At 29.1% G+C, this 23137-nt stretch carries 22 protein-coding genes; 10 read left to right on the forward strand and 12 right to left on the reverse strand.

What is annotated here, in order from left to right; translation table 11 throughout:
• The coding region (locus ACFDSN_RS07790; protein ID WP_375239283.1) for a metalloprotease at positions 1-1900 on the forward strand (1900 nt) is incomplete at its 5' end.
• Here the strand turns inward: ACFDSN_RS07790 and ACFDSN_RS07795 are convergent.
• Positions 1871-2539, reverse strand: coding sequence for a hypothetical protein (locus ACFDSN_RS07795; RefSeq protein ID WP_375239284.1), 669 nt, complete (start codon positions 2537-2539; stop codon positions 1871-1873). The genes ACFDSN_RS07790 and ACFDSN_RS07795 overlap by 30 nt on opposite strands.
• Positions 2540-2824: 285 nt before the next feature.
• Here ACFDSN_RS07795 and ACFDSN_RS07800 point away from each other — a divergent pair, with 285 nt between their 5' ends.
• Both ACFDSN_RS07800 and ACFDSN_RS07805 read left to right on the forward strand, forming a co-directional pair.
• The gene (locus ACFDSN_RS07800) at positions 2825-5236 is read left to right on the forward strand and encodes a thiamine pyrophosphate-dependent enzyme (protein WP_375239285.1); all 2412 of its coding nucleotides are present in this window, start codon (positions 2825-2827) and stop codon (positions 5234-5236) included.
• A gap of 153 nt (positions 5237-5389) precedes the next feature.
• Entirely contained in the window at positions 5390-6073 is a 684-nt protein-coding gene (locus ACFDSN_RS07805) for a M24 family metallopeptidase (protein ID WP_375239286.1), read from the forward strand.
• A 237-nt stretch (positions 6074-6310) separates the two neighbouring features.
• Here the strand turns inward: ACFDSN_RS07805 and ACFDSN_RS07810 are convergent, their stop codons facing one another.
• Entirely contained in the window at positions 6311-6964 is a 654-nt protein-coding gene (locus tag ACFDSN_RS07810) for a hypothetical protein (protein WP_375239287.1), read from the reverse strand.
• A 63-nt stretch (positions 6965-7027) separates the two neighbouring features.
• Entirely contained in the window at positions 7028-7849 is an 822-nt protein-coding gene (locus tag ACFDSN_RS07815) for a hypothetical protein (RefSeq protein WP_375239288.1), read from the reverse strand.
• Positions 7850-7963: 114 nt separating this feature from the next.
• Between ACFDSN_RS07815 and ACFDSN_RS07820 the strand changes: the two genes are divergently transcribed.
• Complete coding sequence (locus tag ACFDSN_RS07820) at positions 7964-8437, forward strand: hypothetical protein (RefSeq protein WP_375239289.1); 474 nt, start codon at positions 7964-7966, stop codon at positions 8435-8437.
• 77 nt (positions 8438-8514) lie between these two features.
• On the opposite strand, the gene holA is transcribed toward ACFDSN_RS07820, so the two are convergent.
• On the reverse strand, positions 8515-9519 hold the full coding sequence (gene holA, locus ACFDSN_RS07825) for a DNA polymerase III subunit delta (RefSeq protein ID WP_375239290.1): 1005 nt from the start codon (positions 9517-9519) through the stop codon (positions 8515-8517).
• Between the two features lie 88 nt (positions 9520-9607).
• Between holA and ACFDSN_RS07830 the strand changes: the two genes are divergently transcribed.
• The 3 genes from ACFDSN_RS07830 (at position 9608) to ACFDSN_RS07840 (ending at position 11994) form a co-directional block, all read left to right on the forward strand.
• The gene (locus tag ACFDSN_RS07830) at positions 9608-10054 is read left to right on the forward strand and encodes a type I restriction enzyme HsdR N-terminal domain-containing protein (protein ID WP_375239291.1); all 447 of its coding nucleotides are present in this window, start codon (positions 9608-9610) and stop codon (positions 10052-10054) included.
• 15 nt (positions 10055-10069) lie between these two features.
• Positions 10070-11056 (forward strand): glycosyltransferase family 2 protein, encoded by a 987-nt coding sequence (locus ACFDSN_RS07835; protein WP_375239292.1) that lies wholly within the window; start codon positions 10070-10072, stop codon positions 11054-11056.
• 83 nt (positions 11057-11139) lie between these two features.
• A complete protein-coding gene (locus tag ACFDSN_RS07840) occupies positions 11140-11994 on the forward strand; it encodes a flagellar motor protein MotB (RefSeq protein WP_375239293.1) in 855 nt (284 codons plus the stop codon).
• Between the two features lie 86 nt (positions 11995-12080).
• Here ACFDSN_RS07840 and ACFDSN_RS07845 read toward each other — a convergent pair whose 3' ends face one another.
• Positions 12081-13703: an ABC-F family ATP-binding cassette domain-containing protein gene (locus ACFDSN_RS07845; protein ID WP_375239294.1), complete on the reverse strand. Its 1623-nt coding sequence runs from the start codon at positions 13701-13703 to the stop codon at positions 12081-12083.
• A gap of 221 nt (positions 13704-13924) precedes the next feature.
• Between ACFDSN_RS07845 and ACFDSN_RS07850 the strand changes: the two genes are divergently transcribed.
• Both ACFDSN_RS07850 and ACFDSN_RS07855 read left to right on the forward strand, forming a co-directional pair.
• Complete coding sequence (locus ACFDSN_RS07850; RefSeq protein WP_375239295.1) at positions 13925-15349, forward strand: TlpA family protein disulfide reductase; 1425 nt, start codon at positions 13925-13927, stop codon at positions 15347-15349.
• Positions 15350-15458: 109 nt separating this feature from the next.
• Complete coding sequence (locus ACFDSN_RS07855; RefSeq protein WP_375239296.1) at positions 15459-15617, forward strand: hypothetical protein; 159 nt, start codon at positions 15459-15461, stop codon at positions 15615-15617.
• A 649-nt stretch (positions 15618-16266) separates the two neighbouring features.
• Here ACFDSN_RS07855 and ACFDSN_RS07860 read toward each other — a convergent pair.
• The 5 genes from ACFDSN_RS07860 to dapF all read right to left on the reverse strand — a co-directional run bounded on the left by ACFDSN_RS07860 (position 16267) and on the right by dapF (position 20275).
• On the reverse strand, positions 16267-16938 hold the full coding sequence (locus tag ACFDSN_RS07860; protein ID WP_375239297.1) for a peptidoglycan-binding protein LysM: 672 nt from the start codon (positions 16936-16938) through the stop codon (positions 16267-16269).
• A gap of 92 nt (positions 16939-17030) precedes the next feature.
• Positions 17031-17903, reverse strand: coding sequence for a DUF2279 domain-containing protein (locus ACFDSN_RS07865; protein WP_375239304.1), 873 nt, complete (start codon positions 17901-17903; stop codon positions 17031-17033).
• A gap of 32 nt (positions 17904-17935) precedes the next feature.
• On the reverse strand, positions 17936-18979 hold the full coding sequence (mltG, locus tag ACFDSN_RS07870; RefSeq protein WP_375239298.1) for an endolytic transglycosylase MltG: 1044 nt from the start codon (positions 18977-18979) through the stop codon (positions 17936-17938).
• Positions 18969-19499 carry a GNAT family N-acetyltransferase gene (locus ACFDSN_RS07875; protein ID WP_375239299.1) on the reverse strand — a complete coding sequence of 177 codons (531 nt, stop codon included), beginning with the start codon at positions 19497-19499 and terminating at the stop codon, positions 18969-18971. The genes mltG and ACFDSN_RS07875 overlap by 11 nt, the downstream gene beginning before the upstream one ends.
• Positions 19493-20275 (reverse strand): diaminopimelate epimerase, encoded by a 783-nt coding sequence (gene dapF, locus ACFDSN_RS07880; RefSeq protein ID WP_375239300.1) that lies wholly within the window; start codon positions 20273-20275, stop codon positions 19493-19495. The genes ACFDSN_RS07875 and dapF overlap by 7 nt, the downstream gene beginning before the upstream one ends.
• Before the next feature lie 129 nt (positions 20276-20404).
• On the opposite strand from dapF, the gene ACFDSN_RS07885 reads away from it, so the two are divergent.
• A complete protein-coding gene (locus tag ACFDSN_RS07885; RefSeq protein WP_375239301.1) occupies positions 20405-21805 on the forward strand; it encodes a trypsin-like peptidase domain-containing protein in 1401 nt (466 codons plus the stop codon).
• A 76-nt stretch (positions 21806-21881) separates the two neighbouring features.
• On the opposite strand, the gene ACFDSN_RS07890 is transcribed toward ACFDSN_RS07885, so the two are convergent.
• Positions 21882-22637 carry a hypothetical protein gene (locus ACFDSN_RS07890; protein ID WP_375239302.1) on the reverse strand — a complete coding sequence of 252 codons (756 nt, stop codon included), beginning with the start codon at positions 22635-22637 and terminating at the stop codon, positions 21882-21884.
• Positions 22638-22747: 110 nt separating this feature from the next.
• Positions 22748-23137: hypothetical protein (locus tag ACFDSN_RS07895; RefSeq protein ID WP_375239303.1), on the reverse strand; the 390-nt coding region annotated here is incomplete at its 5' end.

Here is a 23137-nt window from a genome sequence, read left to right on the forward strand (position 1 = left end):
GGATTTAATTAGACCTTTTCAGAATACATTTCAGTATGAGTTTAAAATTTTAAAATTATCTCTTAGAAATTATTTAGAAAACACATTGTCTTTAAACCCAAGAACAGATCAATGGATAATAGATGGAATACAGACCTATGTTTTAATGAAATATGCTGAAACCTATTATCCAAACACAAAAATATTAGGAGACTTAGCTAAAGTTTGGGGCGTTCGTAGCTTTCATGCTGCAGATTTAAAATTTAATGATCAATATAATTTCTTATATCTGCATATGGCTCGTTCTGCAATAGATCAACCTATTGGAATGGCTAAAGATTCATTAATTAAATTTAACAAAAACATTTCTAATAAATATAAAGCAGGAACTGGTTTAAATTATTTAAATGATTATGTTGGTAATAGCGTTATAGATTCTACTCTTTTTAATTTTGTAAAAACAGAAAAGTTAAAACCTATAAACTCAACATATTTTAAAGAAGCTTTAACCAAGGTAACATATAAAAATAGAGACTGGTTTTTTAAAGAATATATAGCTACAAACAATAAAATAGATTACAAGATTAAACGAGTAAAAACTAAAAATGACTCTTTAATTATTACACTTAAAAACTTACGTAATTCTAAAATGCCTTATTCATTTTATGAATTAGAAAAAGATAGTATTATAAGTAAAAAGTGGTTTAAAGGATTTATTGGAGATACAACTATTGTCGTAAAAAACAAGAACCAAACAAGATTTGCAATAAATCACGAAAATACATTTCCTGATTTTAATATGCGTAATAACTTTAAGAATGTAAAAGGTATTTTTAATAAACCTTTACAATTTAAGCTGTTTAAAGACATAGAAAACCCCAACTATAATCAAATATTTTTTATGCCTGAGATAGAATACAATTTCTATGATGGAATAACTATTGGTCCAAAACTGTATAATAAAACGATACTCAGCAAGCGTTTTTTATATAGAATAAGCCCTTTGTATGCAACAAAAAGTAAACAATTTGTTGGTAGTGGTTCTCTGGTTTATAATTTTTTAAATGAAAACGAAGCTAATTTTAAAACAAAATTAGGATTCTCTGGAGAATATTTTAATTATGCTCCAAACCTATCCTATTATACTTACAATCCATATGCAATATTTAGTTTTAGGAATCCAAAAGATTTAAGAGATAATTACTCTAGACGTCTTATTTTTAGATATGTTACTGTTTCAAGAGATGTAGATCCAACTGGCGAATTTGAAACTATTGGCGAACCTAAATACAGTGTCTTTAATGCAAGTTATGGTGAATCTGATCTAAATTTAAAAAACACATTTTCTTGGGGAACTGGTTTACAAATAGCAAAAGATTTTGGTAAAATAACAGCTAGTATTCAGTATAGAAAATTAACAGAAAGCAACAGGCAGTTTAATGTACGCTTATATTCTGGTCTATTTTTATACAATAAAACTACAAATGATTCAGATTTTTTTAGTTTTGCTTTAGATAGACCTTCAGATTATTTGTTTGATTACGATTATTTAGGGCGTAGCGAAACAGAAGGTTTATTAAGTCAGCAATTAATAACTTCAGAAGGAGGTTTTAAATCAAAATTAAGTACGCCTTTTGCTAACCAATGGATTACAACTGCTAACACAAGTACAACGATTTGGCGATACGTTATGGCTTACGGAGATATTGGACTAATAAACAATAAAGGTTTTAAACCTAGACTTGTTTACGATTCTGGAATTCGTTTAAATTTAGTAGAAGATTATTTTGAACTTTACTTTCCTGTTTATTCAAATTTAGGCTGGGAAATAGCTGAAAAAAATTATGACGAACGCATAAGGTTTAAAGTTACTTTGTCTCCAAAAACGTTATTAGGTCTTTTTACAAGACGTTGGTATTAATATACTAATAAAACCTCCAAAGTTAGTATTACTAATTACATTCTCTCCAATGTATTGAACATTTATTGCTGCTCCAAAACGAAACATATTATATTGTGCTCCAAGCCTCCAATAATGATAACTAAAAACATGCTTTTTATTTCCTCCAAATAAAGCTTGCACTCTAAAATAAGGACTAATCTTTTTTTGATTAGTTCTATGCCATTCAAATAATGAGAATAACTCTGCTACACCATTTTTACTTAATTCAACACTTGGTTGCAAAACAAAACCTATTTTATCATTAAAAATTGAATATGAAGACCATAGAATAGGTTTATAACCTCCAAACGATTTTAAATTAGCACCAGTTCCAACATTAAAATTAGTATTAATATTATAAGTAAAAACAGACTGTATAAAATAAATATCAGAAGTAGATTCTACATAATCTATTTCGTAAGAAAGTAAATTAAAAAATCCAAACTTATTCCCTGGAGTTAATTGTTTAGAAACAGTCATTTGGTAAAGACTATAATCATTACCAATCATAAGCTCTAATGGTATTGGAGCTTGTAAAATTTCGTTAGATTTTTTCAACTCTTGACCACTACAAACTATAGTGAACAATAGTACCAACAAAATAAATTTATTTTTCATATCAAAATTCTAAAAAAAATCAAATCTAATTAAAATAATAGTAAAGCAACACAATTTCTGACTTTTAACTATCAATAATCATTAATAATAAAGAAACGTTTCTAATTTGATATACTCAAAACTATTAAATTAAATAATTCATATCAAAAAGCATATTTTTTCATTTTTTAATCAAAATTCATATAAAAAATAGGTTTTTATTACCATATTAATAATTATTTAAGATTTTACAACGTTGTAAAAACAACTTTAATTCACTAAATTTGTGTACTAAACTATAAGTAGATGCAAACCAAAACCACTTCAAAAGAAGAATTATCTTTTAACGACTTTAAAGCCGAAATAATAAACGATTACAAACTTGCTGTAACCAGTAGAGAATGTAGTCTTTTAGGACGTAGAGAAGTGTTAACAGGTAAAGCTAAATTTGGAATTTTTGGCGATGGTAAAGAAATACCGCAATTAGCATTAGCTAAAGCTTTTAAAAATGGAGATTTTAGGTCTGGTTATTACAGAGATCAAACCTTTATGATGGCTATTGGAGCATTAGATATTGAAAGTTTTTTTGCTGGTTTGTATGGTAACACCAACTTAGAACAAGAACCAATGTCTGGAGGAAGACAAATGGGTGGACATTTTGCAACACAAAGTTTAGATCAAAACGGAAATTGGAAAAATCTTACAGCTCAAAAAAACTCAAGTGCAGATATTTCTCCTACTGCAGGACAAATGCCAAGACTTTTAGGTTTAGCCCAAGCATCTAAAATTTACAGAAATGTAGATGGTATAGATACTACTAACTTTTCTGAAAAAGGAAATGAAGTGGCTTGGGGAACTATAGGAAACGCTAGTACTAGTGAAGGTTTATTTTTTGAAACTATAAACGCTGCTGGAGTTTTACAAGTACCTATGGTTATGAGTGTTTGGGATGATGAATATGGAATTTCTGTTCATGCCAGACATCAAACAACAAAAGAAAATATATCGGATATATTAAGAGGTTTCCAGCGCGATGAAAATGCCAAAGGATATGAAATATTAAACGTAAAAGGTTGGGATTATCCAGCATTAATGGAAACCTACCAAAAAGCATCAGAAATTGCACGTACAGAACATGTACCAGTTTTAATTCACGTAAACGAATTAACACAACCGCAAGGACATTCTACTTCTGGTTCTCATGAACGTTATAAAAACGAAGAAAGATTATCTTGGGAACGCGAATTTGATTGTAATGTAAAGTTTCGTGAATTTTTATTAGCTAATAATTTTGCAACAGAAGAAGAATTAGATGCAATTGATAAAGACATAAAAAAACAAGTTCGCGACGGTAAAAAAGCTGCTTGGTCTAATTTCTTAAATCCTATTTTATCTGAGAAAGCATCTGTTCTAAATATTCTAAAATCAGTTTCAAACAATAGCGAGAATAAAGTATTTATAGATAAATTAATAAATACGTTAGAAACATCAAAAGAACCTAATAGAAAAGATATATTATCTACAGCAAGACAAGTATTACGATACGTTGCAAAAGAAAATTTATCAGAAAAAGTACAACTTAAAAATTGGATAAACGCTTATTTTGAAGAAGTTCAACCAAAATATTCTTCAGATTTGTATAACGACTCTGATTCTAAAGCTTCTACAATAAAAGAGGTTTTACCTCAATTTGATACTAACGCAGAAGATGTAGATGGACGCGTTGTAATTAGAGAGAATTTTGATGCCATTTTTAATAAATATCCTGAAGCCTTAATTTTTGGTGAAGATGCAGGAGCCATTGGAGATGTAAACCAAGGATTAGAAGGTTTACAAGAAAAATATGGGGAATTAAGAGTTGCAGATGCAGGAATTAGAGAAGCAACTATTTTAGGTCAAGGTATTGGAATGGCTATGCGTGGCTTACGTCCCATTGCAGAAATTCAGTATTTAGATTACATACTTTACGCCTTACAAATTATTAGTGACGATTTAGCTACCTTACGTTATAGAACAAAAGGAAGACAAAAAGCACCATTAATTATTAGAACTCGTGGACATAGACTAGAAGGTATTTGGCATTCTGGATCTCAAATGGGAGGAATAATCAATTTAGTACGCGGAGTTCACGTTTTAGTCCCTAGAAATATGACTAAAGCTGCTGGATTCTATAATACACTTTTAGAAAGCGATGAACCTGCCATTGTTGTAGAATGCTTAAATGGTTATCGACTAAAAGAAAAAATGCCTACAAATTCTGGTGAATATAAAACACCACTTGGAGTTGTAGAAACTATAAAAGAAGGAACAGATATTACTTTAGTATCTTACGGTTCTACGCTAAGAATTATTTATGAAGCTGCTAAGCAGTTATTAGAAGTTGGTATTAATGCAGAGATTATAGATGTACAAAGTTTATTACCATTCGATATAAACCATAACATTGTTAAAAGTGTCGCTAAAACAAACCGTTTAATGGTTATAGATGAAGATGTTTCTGGTGGCGCAAGTGCATTTATTTTAGATAAGATCTTAAACACACAAAACGCTTACAAACATTTAGATAGTAAGCCGTTAACATTAACAGCTAAAGAGCACAGACCAGCTTATGGAACAGACGGAGATTACTTCTCTAAACCTTCTATAGAGGATGTATTCGAAGCTGTTTACAAGGTGTTTAACGAAGTGAACCCTACAGAATTTCCTGCTTTAAGATAATTTATTATTTCAATCATATCTAAAAAGACGCTTTTATAATGAAAGCGTCTTTTTTATTTTAATTGTCAAAATGTTATAAAAAAACAATTAAATTAGTTGTTCTTTAATAGCACCTAGGAAGCATTTATAATTGTTAGCTTTAAATAAATTAATATGTTAGACCCTTTAAATGAGTTAATTGAAGCTGAAAAAAAGGCTGAATTACTATTTCAAGAAATTGAAAGTAGAAATCTTGTTATTCCTGGTAAAACAGAAAAACTATTAAACACTGAAGTTTTTAACTTAGCATTTGAACTTTTTGGAATTAAAAAATTTTGGCATAAACGAATCGTTAGGGCTGGAAAAAACACATTACTTCCATATAAAGAAAACCCACCTAATTTAACAATTCAAAAGGACGACATTATGTTTTTTGATTTTGGACCTGTATTTGAAAACTGGGAAGCAGATATAGGGAAAACATATGTAATTGGTGCCAATGAAAAGAAGTTAAAACTAAAAAAAGATGTTGAGTTAGCCTGGAAAGAAGGAAAAGATTATTACTTAAAAAATAAGGCTACATTAACTGGTGCAGATTTTTACAATTACACTAAAAATTTAGCAAAAAAATACGGCTGGGAATATGGCAATGAGCATTGCGGCCATTTAATTGGTAATTTTCCACACGAAAAAATTCTGGGTGAAGAAGAAATCAATTACATCCATCCTAATAATAATTTATTAATGTCTGAAAAAGATATTAATGGTGAGGAACGCTTTTGGATTTATGAAATTCACTTTGTAGACTACAATCTAAATATAGGTGGCTTTCATGAACAATTATTATACACTAAATAAGTTAAAATATTAAAAGATGCTTTTTAACTAAAGTATCTTTTTTTTGTGCACTTTTTTAGAAGCAATTTCCAGCTTTCGGTACTCAATCTTTTTTGTGCATAACTGCAACACAAAAAAGGATTTCAAACAAATACCTCTATCTGGGCTAAAACAATACAATAATTAATAAACTGTAATGCCATAATTTTAATAGCAATTAAAAAGATTAAAAAAAAACTCAAGGTTCTTCTAAAGCGTTTAAAAAGGGATTGTAAAATTAATATCATTACCTTGACTATCAGTTATAATAGCATAAGATGCACTACCAATTGCACAGGGAAGGTCAAGAGAACCTGTTACCCCATTTTGGTAAGAGCCAGAAGCCACTTGAGTAGAACCATTAAAAAGTCTAATAGTAACGTTAGTAGAATAGTCATCAATTAAAATAAATGAGTATTCAGACCTATATGAAAAAGTACTAGGACAAAAAAACGTGTCTTCAGTCCAAGAAGAAGTAGTTGGAGGTATACGATCTACGTATACAATATTACTTTCTCTATAATTACCTGCAGCATCGTAGGCTCTAATAGAAAAATTATCTGAAACACCAAGTGGCATTGAATAAGAAAAGACCGTACTTGAGACACTAGTGTATAATACCCCATTTTGCATGATATCATAACGAACTACTTGTACATTATCAAAAGATTGGGTCCACCGCATTAATCCCGGATTGCTTGAACTCATAGGGTTAAAACTAAATGCAATGGGAGGAGTAGCATCTTGTGTGACTAATACAAAATTTGCACTGGCATCAGATACGTTTCCTGCAGCATCTTTTGCTCGTATAGTAATATTATTACTTCCAATAAAATATAAGCCTCCTAAACTAAAACTTGGTACTGTAGTCAAATATTCAGAACCGTCACTGTTTACTATATATTCTAATACGCCAACATTATCTGTAGATGCATCCTAAGATAAATCTGCAGTAGTTTCTGTAATATTTGTGGCAATAAAATTAATTGGAATTGAAGGTGGCGTAACATCTTGTGTGACTAATACAAAATTTGCACTGGCATCAGATACGTTTCCTGCAGCATCTTTTGCTCGTATAGCAATATTAGTACTTGCAATATTAGGTAAGTTAGTGAATTGATAACTTGGTGTTGCAACCGTTGTAATTAATAACCCATCTTGATATATTTCGTATGAATCCACACCAACATTGTCAGTAGATGCATCCCAAGATACATCTGCAGTAGTTTCTGTAATATTTATTGCAACAATGTTTAGAGGTACAGATGGTGCTTCGTTATCCGCTGGAGTTACCCACGTTGGAGCACCTTGCTCCCAACTTAATATTTGACCTTCTTGTCCATCTAAAGGAATACCATTACCCGCGGTTTTTGTATGCAAGGCATAAGGGACACTTAATAATTGACTTGTGCCTAAACTGGAGTATGCTGTTCCATTTGCGAGATCTATACTTACTTCTAAAAAATGAGACTTAGCTCCCCAAATAATATCTGCAAAAACATCTGTAGTAGTTCCTTCTCCAACTACTAATGTAAAAGCACTATAACTATTTGTTGTTACTGTATGTGTTTCTGTATAAACTACTGTTCCTGTAAGTAGATCTTCGTGTAATTTAAACTTTACTCCAATTGGCGTACTTACAATAAGATTTCCTGAAGCATTACGTGCTAATGCCTGATAATTAAATCCTTCTGGTGCTTGTGCAAAGCCAATTGCTGTAATTAATACAGTTAATAGTAAAATATAAACCTTTTTCAAACCAAGTAATTTTTAATTAAATTAATTCACTTTAAAGATAATAAAATATCTTAATTATTAAAATAGGCTTATTCCTTTTACTTAACTTAGCTATAAGAATAATAAATTCATACAATGAAAGCAGAATCTGTTGTTACCATACGTAAAGAATTAAAACATAAAACACCAGAAGAGCTACAACAACTTTGTGTACGTTTAGCACGTTTTAAAGCGGAAAACAAGGAGCTTTTAACCTATTTACTCTTTGAATCTGATAGCGAAGAAGCCTATATAAATACAGTAAAAGAATTTATAGATCAACAATTTTCTGACATTGGATCGAACAATTATTATCACATAAAAAAGAGTGTCCGTAAAATTCAAAGAAGTACTAAGAAATTTATTCGCTATTCTAATGTAAAAGAAACCGAGGTTGAACTACTACTCTACTTTTGCAAGAAATTAAAAGCATTTAGACCTTCTATTTCAAAAAATACAACACTTCAAAATATCTATATAAAACAGCTTGAAATAATCACAAAAAAGATTTTAAAACTTCATGAAGATTTGCAATATGATTATAATGAAGAAATTGAAGAGTTAGGTTAATCTATACATTACTTTTTTCTAATTATGCAATATTACCATTTGTTGATCTTACTAAAGCGTTAAGGTATAGTAACCCTCTACCCCATAATTCTAACTAACATTTCTTTAAGTAAATCGCCTTGTGGAACTGCATTAGCATTTACACCTTTACTTTTTAAGTCAAATTCTCTTATTGTTCCAATAACTTGACTTACTTGTCTCATTGGATAATGTTTTGAAGCTGTAATGTAATCTGATACAAAATATGGGTTTATGCCAAGTTTAGACGCTACATTTCTTGGGTTTTTATCTAATAATCCGTGTAATTTTAATAATTGAGAAAAGTAATTAAATAAGATAGAAACCGTTACAACCATTGGATTATCTTTTGGGTTATCGGCAAAATAATGTACTATTTTAAAAGCTTTTATTTTATCCTTAACTCCAATAGCTTTCTGTAACTCAAAATTATTATAATCTTTACTTATTCCAATATTCTCCTCAATATGTTGTGCAGTAATTTGCGTGCCAACTGGTAATACAATTTGAAGTTTTTCTAATTCGTTATTAATTTTACCTAAATCAGTTCCTAAAAACTCTGCTAACATAATAGCAGCCTTAGGTTCTATTGTATAGTTTTTAGGCGATAAAACACGTCTTATCCAGTCTGGAATTTTATTTTCGTATAACTTTTTACTTTCAAAAACAACACCAGTTCTTTTAGCTTCTTTGTATAATGCTTTACGCTTATCTATCTTTTTATATTTGTAACATAACACCAAAATTGTACTTGGTTGCGGATTTTTAGCATAAGCAGATAATTTGTCTATACTTCTAGATAAGTCTTGTGCTTCTTTAACAATAACTACTTGATGTTCTGCCATCATAGGAAAACGTTTGGCTTGTCCTACAACATCTTCTACAGTAACATCTCTACCATACATAACCATTTGGTTAAACCCTTTTTCTTCTTCAGACAACACATTAACTTCAATAAAATCTGATATTTTATCAATATAATAAGCCTCTTCACCCATTAAAATATAAATAGGCTTTAAGTTTTTTTGCTTAATATCTGTTACTATTTGTTTTACGTCTTCCAATGATTTTGGTTTTAGTTGAATTAAATTCAGCCTGGTATTTGTAATTTAAATCTTGTGCTTTACCTTTACTGAGATAAGTAAATTTTAAATGCACGAATTAAATTTCCCACAATATACATTTCGATTCAAAAATAGTAAAAATAAAGTCGCCATATTTGATGAAATACGTAAAAAATTTATCATTCTTCAACCCGAAGAATGGGTAAGACAACATTGTGTACAGTATTTAATTCAACATAAAAACTATCCTAAATCATTAATAAACGTTGAAAAAGAACTTATTATAAACGATTTAAAAAAGCGTTACGACATTGTTGTTTTTAATCCAGATGGTAGTATTTTTCTAGTTGTAGAATGTAAATCGCCAAAAATTAAGATTAATCAGAATACTTTTGATCAAGTCGCACAATATAATTTAAAGTTAAACGCAAGTTATTTAATGGTTACAAACGGATTAAATCATTATTATTGTGAAATGGATTTTATTAACGAACGTTATCAGTTTTTAGAAGATATTCCTGATTATAAATACTAAAAATAAATCTGAACTTTGAACATCGCAATAGTCATATTAAACTGGAATGGAAAATCGCTTTTAGAGCAATTTTTACCATCTGTGGTAAAATACTCTAAAGAAGCCAAAGTTTATGTGGCGGATAATGCTTCTACAGATAATTCTATTTCGTTTATTAAAGCTAATTACCCTAATGTAACTATTTTAGAAAACGCTAAGAATGGTGGTTATGCAAAAGGTTATAACGATGCTTTAAAACAAGTTAAAGAACCAATTTATTGCCTTTTAAATAGTGATATTGAAGTCACAGAAAATTGGCTTAAACCAATAGAAGAAGAGTTTTCTAATGAAGAAAATACAGCTATAATTCAACCAAAAATATTAGATTACAAAAAGAAATCACATTTTGAATATGCTGGTGCAGCTGGCGGATTTGTAGATGCTTTAGGTTACCCGTATTGCAGAGGTCGAATTTTCAACACTATAGAAGTTGATGAAAATCAATACAAATCAGATACTGTTTTTTGGGCTTCTGGTGCTTGTTTGTTTATTAGAAAATCTGTTTTTAATGAACTTAATGGCTTTGATGAATCTTACTTTGCACATTATGAAGAAATTGACTTGTGTTGGCGCGCTTTTAATTTAGGATACATTACTAAATACAATCAAGATTCAATAGTTTATCATGTTGGTGGCGCAACACTTAATGCTTCAAACCCAAAAAAAACAGAACTAAATTTTAGAAATAGTCTTTTTACATTAGTGAAAAATGTAAAAGGCTTATTACTACTCTTAGTTTTTATACGATTAGCTTTAGATGGCGTTGCAGGAATAAAATTTTTATTAGAATTTAAACCAAAACATACTTTTGCTATTATAAAAGCACATTTTAGTTTTTATATAGCCTTACCAAAGTTATTAAAACAACGTAAATCACTTCAACAAAAAAAAGGTTATTATGGCTTAAAAAGTGTTGTTTATAGTTATTTTATTCAAAAAAAGCGATTTTTTAATCAGTTTTAGGGTTTTAGTCAAAGTTTTGTTAAACATTATATTGTCGTTAAAACTTCTTTTATTTTTGACAAAAGTTAACCCAATATCATATTATGAAAAAAATTGTTTTAATGAGTTTTTCGGTACTACTTATATTAAGTTCTTGTGTTTCTAAAAAAGAGTTTGCTGCTTTAGAAGCCAAACATAAAACTACAAAAGACCAATTAAACTCCGCAACCGTAAAATTAAACAAATGTTTATCGGACCAAGCAGCATCTTTAGAAAGAGGAAAACAATTAGAAGCTCGTTTAGCAGACCTAAAAGCAACTAATCAAGATTTAATACAAAGTACAAAAGAGATGACGGTTTTAACATCTAAAGGTGCTAGTAATCTTGAAAAATCTTTAGAAAGTTTAAAAGAAAAAGATTTAAAAATATCTCGCTTACAAGATGCTTTAACTAAAAAAGATAGTGTAACACTTGCTTTAGTTAGTAGTCTAAAAAAAGAAGTAGGTTTAAATGATGAAGATATTCAAATTAATGTAGAAAAAAGTGTTGTTTTTATCTCTTTATCAGACAAGTTATTATTTAAAAGCGGAAGTTACACTATTACTGAAAAAGCTAAGACAATACTAGCTAAAGTAGCAACTGTTATAAATGGAAAGCCAAATTTTGAAGCTATGGTAGAAGGCCATACAGATAACGCCCCATATAAACGTGGTGTTTTAATAGATAATTGGGATTTAAGTGTAAAACGTAGTACTGCAATTGTTAGAGCTTTACAAGATTTAGGTGTTGCTCCAGATAAATTAATTGCTGCTGGACGAAGTAGCTATGTTCCTTTAGTTGAAAATAATTCTTCTGAAAATAAAGCAACAAACAGAAGAACTAAAATTTTAATTCTTCCAAAAATTGATCAATTTTATAATATGATTGAAACTGAAATGAAAAATTTATCTAAAGAGTAAATGAAAAAATACTCTCAAAATTCAGAAAACCTCTAAAGCTATATAATTTTAGAGGTTTTTTTATATTAAAATTTAAATAAAGCTTATTATGCTGTATACATTTTATCACGTAATTCTTTTATTTTTTTGTCTTGCATATACTCATCAAACGTTGTATATCTATCAATAACACCATTTGGAGTAAGTTCTACTACTCTATTTGCTACAGTTTGTGCAAACTCATGATCATGTGTTGTGAACAACATAGAACCTTTAAAATTCTTTAAGGAGTTATTAAATGCTGTAATACTTTCAAGATCTAAGTGATTTGTAGGTTCATCTAATTGCAATACGTTTGCTCTTGTCATCATCATTCTAGATAACATACAACGTACTTTTTCTCCTCCAGATAATACATTACATTTTTTTAATGCTTCTTCACCACTAAAAATCATTTTACCAAGAAAACCTCTAAGATTAACCTCTTCTCTTTCTTCTTCAGTTTGAGCCCATTGTCTTAACCAGTCTACTAAAGTTAATGTTTCGTCTGTAAAGAAAGAACTATTATCTAAAGGTAAGTAAGACTGTGTTGTAGTTACGCCCCAATTAAATTTACCAGAATCTGCTTTTATATTATTATTTAAAATTTGATAAAATGCTGTTGTTGCTCTAGAATCTCTAGAGAACAAAACGACTTTATCTCCTTTTGCTAAGTTTAAGTCTATGTCTTTAAAAAGAATTTCGCCATCAGTAGAAGCAGATAAACCTTCAACATTTAAAATTTGATCTCCAGCTTCTCTATCTCTCTCAAAAATAATAGCTGGATAACGTCTACTTGTACGTCTAATATCTTCTATGTTTAACTTATCAATCATTTTCTTTCTACTCGTTGCTTGTTTAGATTTTGCAACGTTTGCAGAGAATCGACGAATAAATTCTTCTAATTCTTTTTTCTTTTCTTCAGCTTTTTTGTTTTGTTGTGCATGTTGTCTTGCCGCTAATTGAGATGACTCATACCAAAATGTATAGTTTCCAGAATAATGATTAATTTTTGCAAAATCAATATCAGAAATATGTGTACAAACCGCATCTAAAAAGTGTCTATCGTGAGATACAACAATAACACAGTTCTCATAATTTGCTAAGAAATTTTCTAACCAACCAATAGTTTCATAATCTAAATCATTGGTAGGTTCATCCATAATCAATACATCTGGATTTCCAAACAGTGCTTGTGCTAATAATACACGTACTTTTTGTTTACCATCTAAATCAGCCATTAAAGTATAATGGTGATCTTCTTTTATTCCTAAGTTAGAAAGCATTGAAGCAGCATCACTATCTGCATTCCAACCATTCATTTCTTCAAACTTTACTTGTAATTCGCCAATTTTGTCAGCATTTTCATCTGTGTAATCTGCGTATAAAGCATCTATTTCAGACTTCAATTTATAAAGAGGTTTATTTCCTTTTAAAACTGTTTCCAAAACAGTGTCCTCATCATGTTTATTGTGGTCTTGTGTTAAAACCGACATACGTTTTCCTGTTTCTAAATGTACATGACCAGAAGTAGGTTCTTGTAATCCAGAAATTATTTTTAAAAATGTAGATTTACCAGCACCATTTGCACCAATAATTCCATAACAATTACCGTTATTAAACGTAGTATTAACTTCATCAAAAAGGACACGTTTCCCGAATTGAACAGATAAATTAGAAACTGATAACATACTGGTTTTAAATTTTTAAAGTATTAGTAAAAGCTATTAATTACATTTACTTTTAACATATTTTAATTAAGAATAATATTATTAAAGTAAGTGTGGCGCAAAAGTAGAAAAAAGCCTTTAAATTTATACTATAAACTTAGTTATATTAAGATTTAACAGCGCTTTAACAAGAAAATTAAATCATTAAATTAAATTTGTTAAACACTTTAGATTACAATAATTTGAAACTAAAAATCACTATAATAACAATAGTTACTGCTATAACATGCTTTATTGCCTGTAGAAATGCAACCACTAATAATGATAATACTTATTTTGGTGGTGTTATTTTAAATCCAAATACTAATTTTGTTATTCTTAAAGATTTAGATAATATAACTCTAGATACACTTACTTTAGATAATAAAAATACATTTATACATAAATTTGAAGCTTTTAAACCTGGTATTTATAATTTTTATGATGGTTTGGAATCTCAATCCGTTTTGATTGAAAAAGGAGACAGTATAACTTTTTTATTAAATACCATTAACTTTGATGAGTCTCTTACTTTTTCTGGAAATGGTAGTAAAAAAAACAATTATTTAATGGATTTATTTCTAGAGAACGAAACTCAAGAACAATTTATTCTTAAAATAAGTCAATTAGAACCTCAATTATTTTCTACTAAATTAGATAGTCTAAAAATACTAAAAGAAGAAAAATTAAAAGCATACAAAAAAAAGCATAAATTATCAACTTTATTCACAGAGGTAGCTGAAGGTAATATTTTATATCATCATTATTATTGCAAAGAATTTTACCCATTTGCACGTTTTGACAAAGATGAATTTAATGTGTTTGCTGATTTAGATCCTTCTTTTTATAGTTATAGAAAAAATGTTGATTACAATAATACACTTCTTCAAAACTATCGCCCTTACAGGTCTTTTTTAAGATTCCACTTTAATAATATTGCGTTATCTAGTCATTTTAAACACTCTAAAGATAGTTTATACAATAGTCACTCTTTACATTACAATTTGGATAAACTTAACTTAATTGATAAAAAAATAAAGTCTGAAAAAATAAAAAATGATTTATCTTTTTATTATATGATGCGTTTTTTAAATGACTCTAAGGATGTAAAAGCTTTTGAGACTGCTTTAAACACTTTTAAAAATATTAATACAAATTCTAATAAAGTTGAGAAAGTTAGTAATATAGTTAATTCATATACTAGACTAAAGCCAGGTTACTTATTACCAAATATAGATTTAATTGATAAAATGGATAATATCATAACATTAAAATCGGTAATTTCTAAACCTACTATTATTTATTTTTGGAGTAATAAATACAATTATCATTTAATTGATGCTCACAAAAAAGCTTTAGAGTTAAAGGTAAAATATCCTGAAGTTGAGTTTATTGCAATAAACGCAGATAATATTAGTAGTAGAGAACAAGCTAAAATACTACGCAAAAACAGATTTAACTATATTAATGAGTTTCATTTTAAAAACCCTGAAACTGCTAAAGACATCTTGGCTATTAGGCCGATAAATAACGTTTTTATTGTTAACAAAGATGCAAAAATAATAAATCCTAAAGCAAATATGTTTGCTATAGATTTTGAACAGCAATTGGTAGAATTATTAAATTAAACAAGCTTGATATTCTATTTTTCTAAGCTAACTTCGTTTAACTGCTGATATGAAACATTAAAACGTATTCATATCTTCTTGTTGTAGTGCATTTGAACAAACCTTCGAAATGAATATAAAATTTGTCAAATATTTGGTAATTGTTTTGCTTATAATGAGTTGTGGAAAGCAAGAAACCAAAATAAAGAATTATGGATTTCCAAAAAACGAAAATGGAAGTTTAGACGTGTCTGTTGAATTATCGGAATTTAAAAATTACGGATATTAATTGACAGAATTAGAGAGATAAAATGTAACGATAGTGTTCCGAAAATAGTTATTAAACAAAAAAAGCTAATTCAGAATATATATCCGACTGAACTTTGCGAATCGATAATTTTTGACCCAGATGGAAAACACTATGTTTCTTATACAAAAGGCAAATTCTATAAAGAACATTTTAGCAAAGAAATTAATACAGATTCTTTAGCTTGGACATTAAAGAATGACTTTGCTTATTTTAAAGTAGAAGACGATACTGATGTTATCAAAAGCTACTTTACCATTATCGAATCTAATCGAGAAGAAAAAGTTGACGGAATAGAAAATTTCTTAATAAACCTAACTCAAGAATATGACAAACTAAAAACTGAATTGGAACTGAATATATCATTTTGGGAAGTCGTACCACATATTACACCACCACCAGCATTTGAAAATGAAACTGAACAAGAAAAGGAATAAAAAACGCACCACAACAAAGTATAAAATTAATGGCTGGTTCTAGCCTACTTGGAAAATTCCTGCGGAATTTTCCTCTGGCAAGTATTTATTTACTAAATTAGTTGCTTAAACACGCAACGAAATCATATACGAGACCGTTAAACGAAGGCCTCAAAATTATAAGCCTATTATTTTTAATAAAAATAAAATTAGCTCTAAAAATTTAAGTCAGAATCTAAGCTTACTTTAGGTCTTTGATTTGGTACAATTGAAGATGTATCAAAACCTGAAAAACGTTTCATATAGTATTTAATACTTGTACCAAAAGCATCACTAAATGCATTTTTCCCGTAACTTCTTAAATACTTCTTTACATTTCCAGGACCGGCTAAATGTGCGGCAGCCAAAATACCAGATTCAGTAATTACAGAACCGTTAATTCGTTTTCCAACAAAACGCTTAATGTCTCTTCTTAAAATCCATTTATTACGTTCTGTATTAGCAAAAAATGCTTTTTCTTGCAATTCTGGCGTATTTAAAAATAGATTAGTATCGTAAATACCAATCATTTCTAATGTGGTACGTCCAAACTGGTATTTACCTAAATAGCCTAAAGTGTTTACTTTAGAGTAATCGTTTTGAGATTCTTTAAATCCTAAAACTTCTTTAAAAGCAATTAAAGATTGACCTAAATTTGGTGTAAATGTCTTTTCTTGTTTAATTATTGGCATATTAGACTCATTACAAAGGTTGTAATCTAACTGCATATCTTTTGTAGAAAATAAAGACAAATCAGTATTATACTGAGGTTCTTCTTGTACAGACACTAAAATAAGTGCGATTATACTAACAAATAATAATAAAACTTGAATTTTATTCTTTTTCATAAACTTTTAATTCTTGACATAAAGTCAAAATTTTCAGCGTGCAAATATACACAAATTTATGAACTATTGAAAATCAAGTAGTTAAACCAATGTTAAAAATACATTACGTGAGTGTTTACGAGACCTTTACTATTAATTTCTAATGCTGGAAAAGGAATTTTAATACTATTAAAAACAGAAAAAAGTGTTTTTAAAACGTTAGAATTAGTCTTTATACGTGTTAAATCAACATCCAAACTCAAATAAAATTGTCTTAATCGTTCTTGATTTGGAAAATCTACGTTTTTTGTTTCTCCAGATAACATTCCTGTTGCACCATAACCAAAAGCTACATTTAACCATTTTGGAATCTTTTCTGTCTTAAAAAAAGAATATACGTTAGCGCTTAACCAATAAGTTTGTCCATTATAGTCTTTTAAAATTTCTTCTGTAAATCCGTTTCCTAACTTATTTGGTCTTTGTTTAGCAAAACCAGTTCTATTAAATGAGAATTTAAAAGCAATACGTTGTTCTTTCCAAAGCAATTGCTGACTAATGTATAAACCTGTTCCGGTTGCATTTGCTGCCATATCTGACCAAGAAAATCCCCATTCTTTAGAAAAACCATCAAAAAGTTCTATTACACTTAAATAACCAAAACCTAATGTAGCACCATAAATTAGCTGATTTTTAGGATCTACTCCACTCCATTTTAAACTTTCTGCTCCAAAACGCCCTAATTGATAGGCTGAAAAAGCGTGACCAACTTTATCCATTTGTAGCCATTCTTTACTATCATTTAAAGTATGAAATTTAGAACGTTCAAAATCGTTATACCATAATTGATTTAAACCTATTAAGCTTAATCCAATCACAGATGCTTCAGTTATTACCAAAGTTTTAAGACGTTTAGGATGTAATGTATCGCTAGGTTTTAAAAATGAATTGATGTCGTATTGCGAAAAGCCTTCAACAGTACAAAACATTACAATACAGAAAAGAAGTGTATTTTTCAATATTAACGATTTATTCCAACACTATTTATCCAGCGTACATATTCGTTTTTATTATTATTATGTTGCGCTAAAGTTTTAGCAAATTTATGGTAACCAAAATTCTTCACATTAGCTACAAAATAAAGATACTTATGCTTTTCAGCATTTAAAACAGCATCAATTGCAGAAATATCAGGCATTGTAATTGGTCCTGGTGGAATACTTCTATACTTATATGTATTGTAAGGCGAATCTATTTCTAAATCCTTATAAAGCACCCGTTTTATAACCTGATTAAAATCATTTGAGGTTAATTTTTTAGCATAAATAACAGTAGGATCTGCTTGCAAAGGCATTCCTAATCTAATTCTATTTAAATAAACACCAGCAACTCTTGGTCTTTCGTCTACTTTAGCTGTTTCTTTATGAACAATAGAAGCAATAGTAATTACTTCGTTTTTAGTTAGATTTAATGATTTGGCTTTTTCAGATCTAGATGTATTCCAAAAATTATTGTAAGACTTTAGCATTTTAGATCTAAAAGTTTCTGCAGAGCTATTCCAGAAAAACTCGTAGCTATCTGGTACATACATTCCTATTGCGGCTTGTTTTGTAAAGTTGTTATCTTTCAGGAACTTTTCATCAGAAATAGTATTTAAAATATCTAAACTATCTAAATCTAATTGCTCAGAAATACGTCCAGCTAAATTCTCTAAACGTTCTTGATTGTTAAATGAGATTTTTACGGGTAAATTCTTACTTCTAATAGAATTTATAATAGCATTATTATTCATTCCTTTAGTTATAGCAAAACGTCCAGATCTGATATTAGTTATGTATTGTTTTTGTTCAGCTAAATCATTAAAGCTTTCTATATCAATCAATAACGGTTCTAATTGAGCCTTAACATCTGCATATGTATCTGATTTAGATATATAGATATAAGCCGTTTCACCATTAAAAGAAGTGTTAGCTTTAAGCATTGCATTGTAAACAAAATTTGCAAAATAAGCAGCAACTGCTAAACCAATAATTACAACAGCTACAAGTATTTTTTTAATGTACATAATTAATTAATTGATAAATATATTCGTCTTTATAGGTTCCATTTGTATAAACCCAATCTTTTTTTAATCCTATTTTTTCAAATTTTTGAGTTTCAAATAATTTTATGCTAGCAAGATTATCTGCCGTAACATTACAATGTAACTGATGTAAATCTAAATGTTTAAAACAATAATCTACTACCATTTTTAATGCATTTGTTCCGTAACCCTTGGCTTTATTTTCTTCGCCATAAATTAATATACCAACTCCAGCACGTTTATTTTTTATATCAAAATCGTAAACATCAATTAAACCAACTGTCTCATTATTTAATTTACAAATAACAAAACGTTGTTGTTTAACCTCAAAGATGTCTTTGTGAGCATTTTCTAAATATTCTTTAATTAAAAAACGCGAATATGGTGTTATGGTTTGGCTAACTTCCCAAACGGTTTCATCGTTTTCTATTTGATAAATAAAGTCTAAGTCTTCCGGCTCTAAAGCTCGTAAGTAGCAAGTTTCTGTTTTTAATGTTACCATTCTACTTTACCCTTAAAAACTTGTTGTGTTGGTCCTTCCAAAAACACATTGGTATAACTTCCTTTATCTTCTTTAAATTTAATGGTTAACGTTCCGCCTTGAACTTTAATGATATTTATTAACGATGTAGTTAGCCCTCTTTTATACATTGCAATTGCAACTGCAGTTGCTCCAGTTCCACAAGATAGAGTTTCGTCTTCTACGCCACGTTCATAAGTTCTAATTCTAAACGTTGATGGATTATCTTGTTCAACAAAATTTATATTACTTCCGCCTTTCTTATTATATAAGTCAGAATATCTAATTTTAGAACCCTCTGTTTTCACATCAAATTCATTCAAATTAGAAACTAATTGTACGTGATGTGGCGAACCTGAATCTAAATATGAAAATTTTATATTTTCTTCGACATTAAAAACATCAATCATCTGTAAAGCAATCGTTTCTTCTTTAACAGTTGCATAATGTAATCCATCTATAGCTTCAAAAGTAGTTTCAGAATCAATAATATTTAAATACTGAGCAAAAGCAACAATACATCTTCCTCCATTTCCACACATTGTACTTTCATTACCATCTGCATTAAAATAAATCATTTTAAAGTCTGATGTATCAGAATACTCCAACAAAATAAGTCCATCTGCTCCTACTCCAAATTTACGATCACACAATTTGGCAACCAATTTGGTATCCTTTTTGTTAAAAGTATTTAAACGATTGTCAATTAAAATAAAATCGTTTCCTGTGCCTTGATATTTATAAAATGTGTAAATCAATTTTAAAAAATTATTGGAACAAATATAAGACTATTTTATGATGTTAAAGCCACGTTAAAGTTGATAAAACCACTCAATAAATAATTAATTTTAAACGTTTAATCTAATAACTCAAAACTATTTTTACTTATGAAAAAATTAATGACACTTGTTTTAGTTTCGGTATTAGGAGGAATAATTACCCTTGGAAGCTATAAACTTTTATTTGAAAAGGAAGAAAAAAAATCTTTAGTTAAAGCAACATCTGTTAATCCTATTTTCTCAAATGTGGATTATAATTCAACAAAATTAACCACATTAGAAAAAACGGATTTTAGCATTGCAGCAGAAAAAACCATACATACAGTTGTACACGTTAAAAATGTAACTACAAATAATGGTAGCCCAACTTTAGAAGATTTATTTTTTGGAAGAATGCAAAAGCGCCAACAATTAGGAACTGGTAGTGGTGTTATTATTTCTCCAGATGGTTATATTATTACAAATAATCACGTTATAGATGGTTCTCAAGCTTTAACGGTTACTTTAAACGATAATAGAACTTTTAATGCGGAGATTATTGGCACAGATCCAAAAACAGATATTGCGCTTTTAAAAATTGAAACAATAGAAGAATTACCTTACACTACATTTGCAGATAGTGATATGGCTAAAATTGGCGAATGGGTTTTAGCTGTTGGAAATCCGTTTAACCTTACTTCTACAGTTACAGCTGGAATTATAAGTGCAAAGTCTAGAGATTTAAGCTCTAATAATAGCCAATCATTTATACAAACAGATGCTGCTGTAAATCCAGGTAATTCTGGTGGCGCTTTAGTAAATACTAATGGAGATTTAATTGGTATTAATACTGCTATTTCTTCTCAAACTGGTTCTTATATTGGATATTCTTTTGCGGTACCAAGTAATATTGCAAAAAAAGTGGTCCAAGATATTATGGAATTCGGAAATGTACAAAATGGAATTCTTGGTGTTACTGGTGGTGCTTTAAATGGTGAAAATCTTGAGCAATTTGGTGAGTCTCAAGGGTTTTATATTAGCGAAATAGAAGAAGGTTCTGGTGCAGAAAAAGCAGGATTACAATCTGGAGATATTATTAAAAAAATAGATCAAACAGAAATTAATAAGTTTAGCGATTTAAGTGGTTACTTAGCTACAAAACGACCAAATGATGTGGTTAAAGTAGAGTTTATTAGAAATGGCGCTATAGAAACATCGGCAGTAACATTATTAAAAAACAATTCCTATATAATAAATGGTATTGCAAAAGTTAAAAATGCTACCGAAAAAGATTTAAAGGCTTACAAATTAGATTATGGTGTTAAAATTACAAAGCTAAACGACACAAATGCACTCCATTTAAAAAGATATGGTGTTAACGAAGGACAAGTTATTACTAAGTTAAATGATAAAGTAGTAAAGTCTGTAGATGATATAAAAGCTATTATTGATGCTAAACCAAATTCTGAACCTTTACGTTTTGAAGTGGTGAATAAAAGTGGAGAAACAGAACGTTTTTATTTTAAGTAAGCTATTCTAAGTTATTACTATGAAAAAAGCCACTTCTTTTGGAAGTGGCTTTTTACTGTTATAATAATTTATATTATTAATTAATTGTATATGAATCTAAAACTGATGAATCTTGACCATTTTGTTCAATTTTAATTAAACCTACATCTAAAGCATAAAAGTAATTTGCATTAATATCTTGACCCGATGTTGTATCTCCACCTGTTAATTTAACTTCTATAACTGGAGAATAATCTACTCCATTTACAGTTTTAGTTAAGTCATTTCCTACAATTTCATATAAATAATTAATATTTAATGCTACGTTTGGAAAAGATGGGTCATTAAAAGAAGTTACTTGAGTAAAAGAAACATTCCAAGAAGTACCAACTGCAACGTTATCTTTTAAAAACACATATGTAGGAATAGCTGTCTGAGTAGCTGTTAATCCTCCGCCATAATCTACTTGGATTTCATTTGAATATGCGTAATAATTACCTCCATCTTTATAAACAAAACCAGATGTAGTAACCGCTGCTGTACCATTTGATAGAGTTGATTGTGTTAATTCATAAACATTATTACCAGAAGTATCAGTGAAGTTATTTACTATTTCGCTCGTTAAATTTTGGTTTGTTCCACCTGCTGAAGAACTATAATTCCATGTGTTTCCTATATTTCTTGGGTAATAATCTCCAGATGATGTTCCTCCAGATCCAGCTCCATTATTACCGCTAGTTGTTCCACTTGTACCTGAATCTGTTAAATCAAAACCTGTTAAAGGTTCATTCTCACAAGAATTAAATAATACTATTGAAAGTATAAATACTGAATAGCTTAATATTTTTTTCATGAAATTTGTATTTTTAAGAGAAACAAACATAAACATTCTTTGTAAGAAAGTCTTTATTAAACTAAAAAAACCGCACAAAGCGGTTTTTTTAGTTTAATTTTTAATAATAATTACTGTTTTGTGTATACAATAGTTAAGTCTTGTATTACTGTTACAGATGCATCATCACTTACAACTGTAAAACCTTCTGGAATAACAAATGATAATTGATTTCCGTTTAATGTTAAATCTGTAATAGTTGATTGTGTACCAATTGAAACTGTATTACCCAATTGAATCCATATTAAATCTGTTACTTCTGTTTCCTCTACACAAGTAATATTGTAATCAAATTCATCTGTAGTACCTATAACTAAATTTAATTCAATATCTGCGTAAGAAGTACTTGTAGAAACTGCTGAAAAATCTGCATTAAAAACAATGGTTTCATTATTATAACAATCCATTTCATTTAATAGATTAGTAGAATTTGTTCCATCTTGATTTAAATCTTGTCCTTG

This window comes from Aurantibacter sp. (assembly GCF_042094015.1).
Taxonomy (GTDB): Bacteria; Bacteroidota; Bacteroidia; order Flavobacteriales; family Flavobacteriaceae; genus Aurantibacter.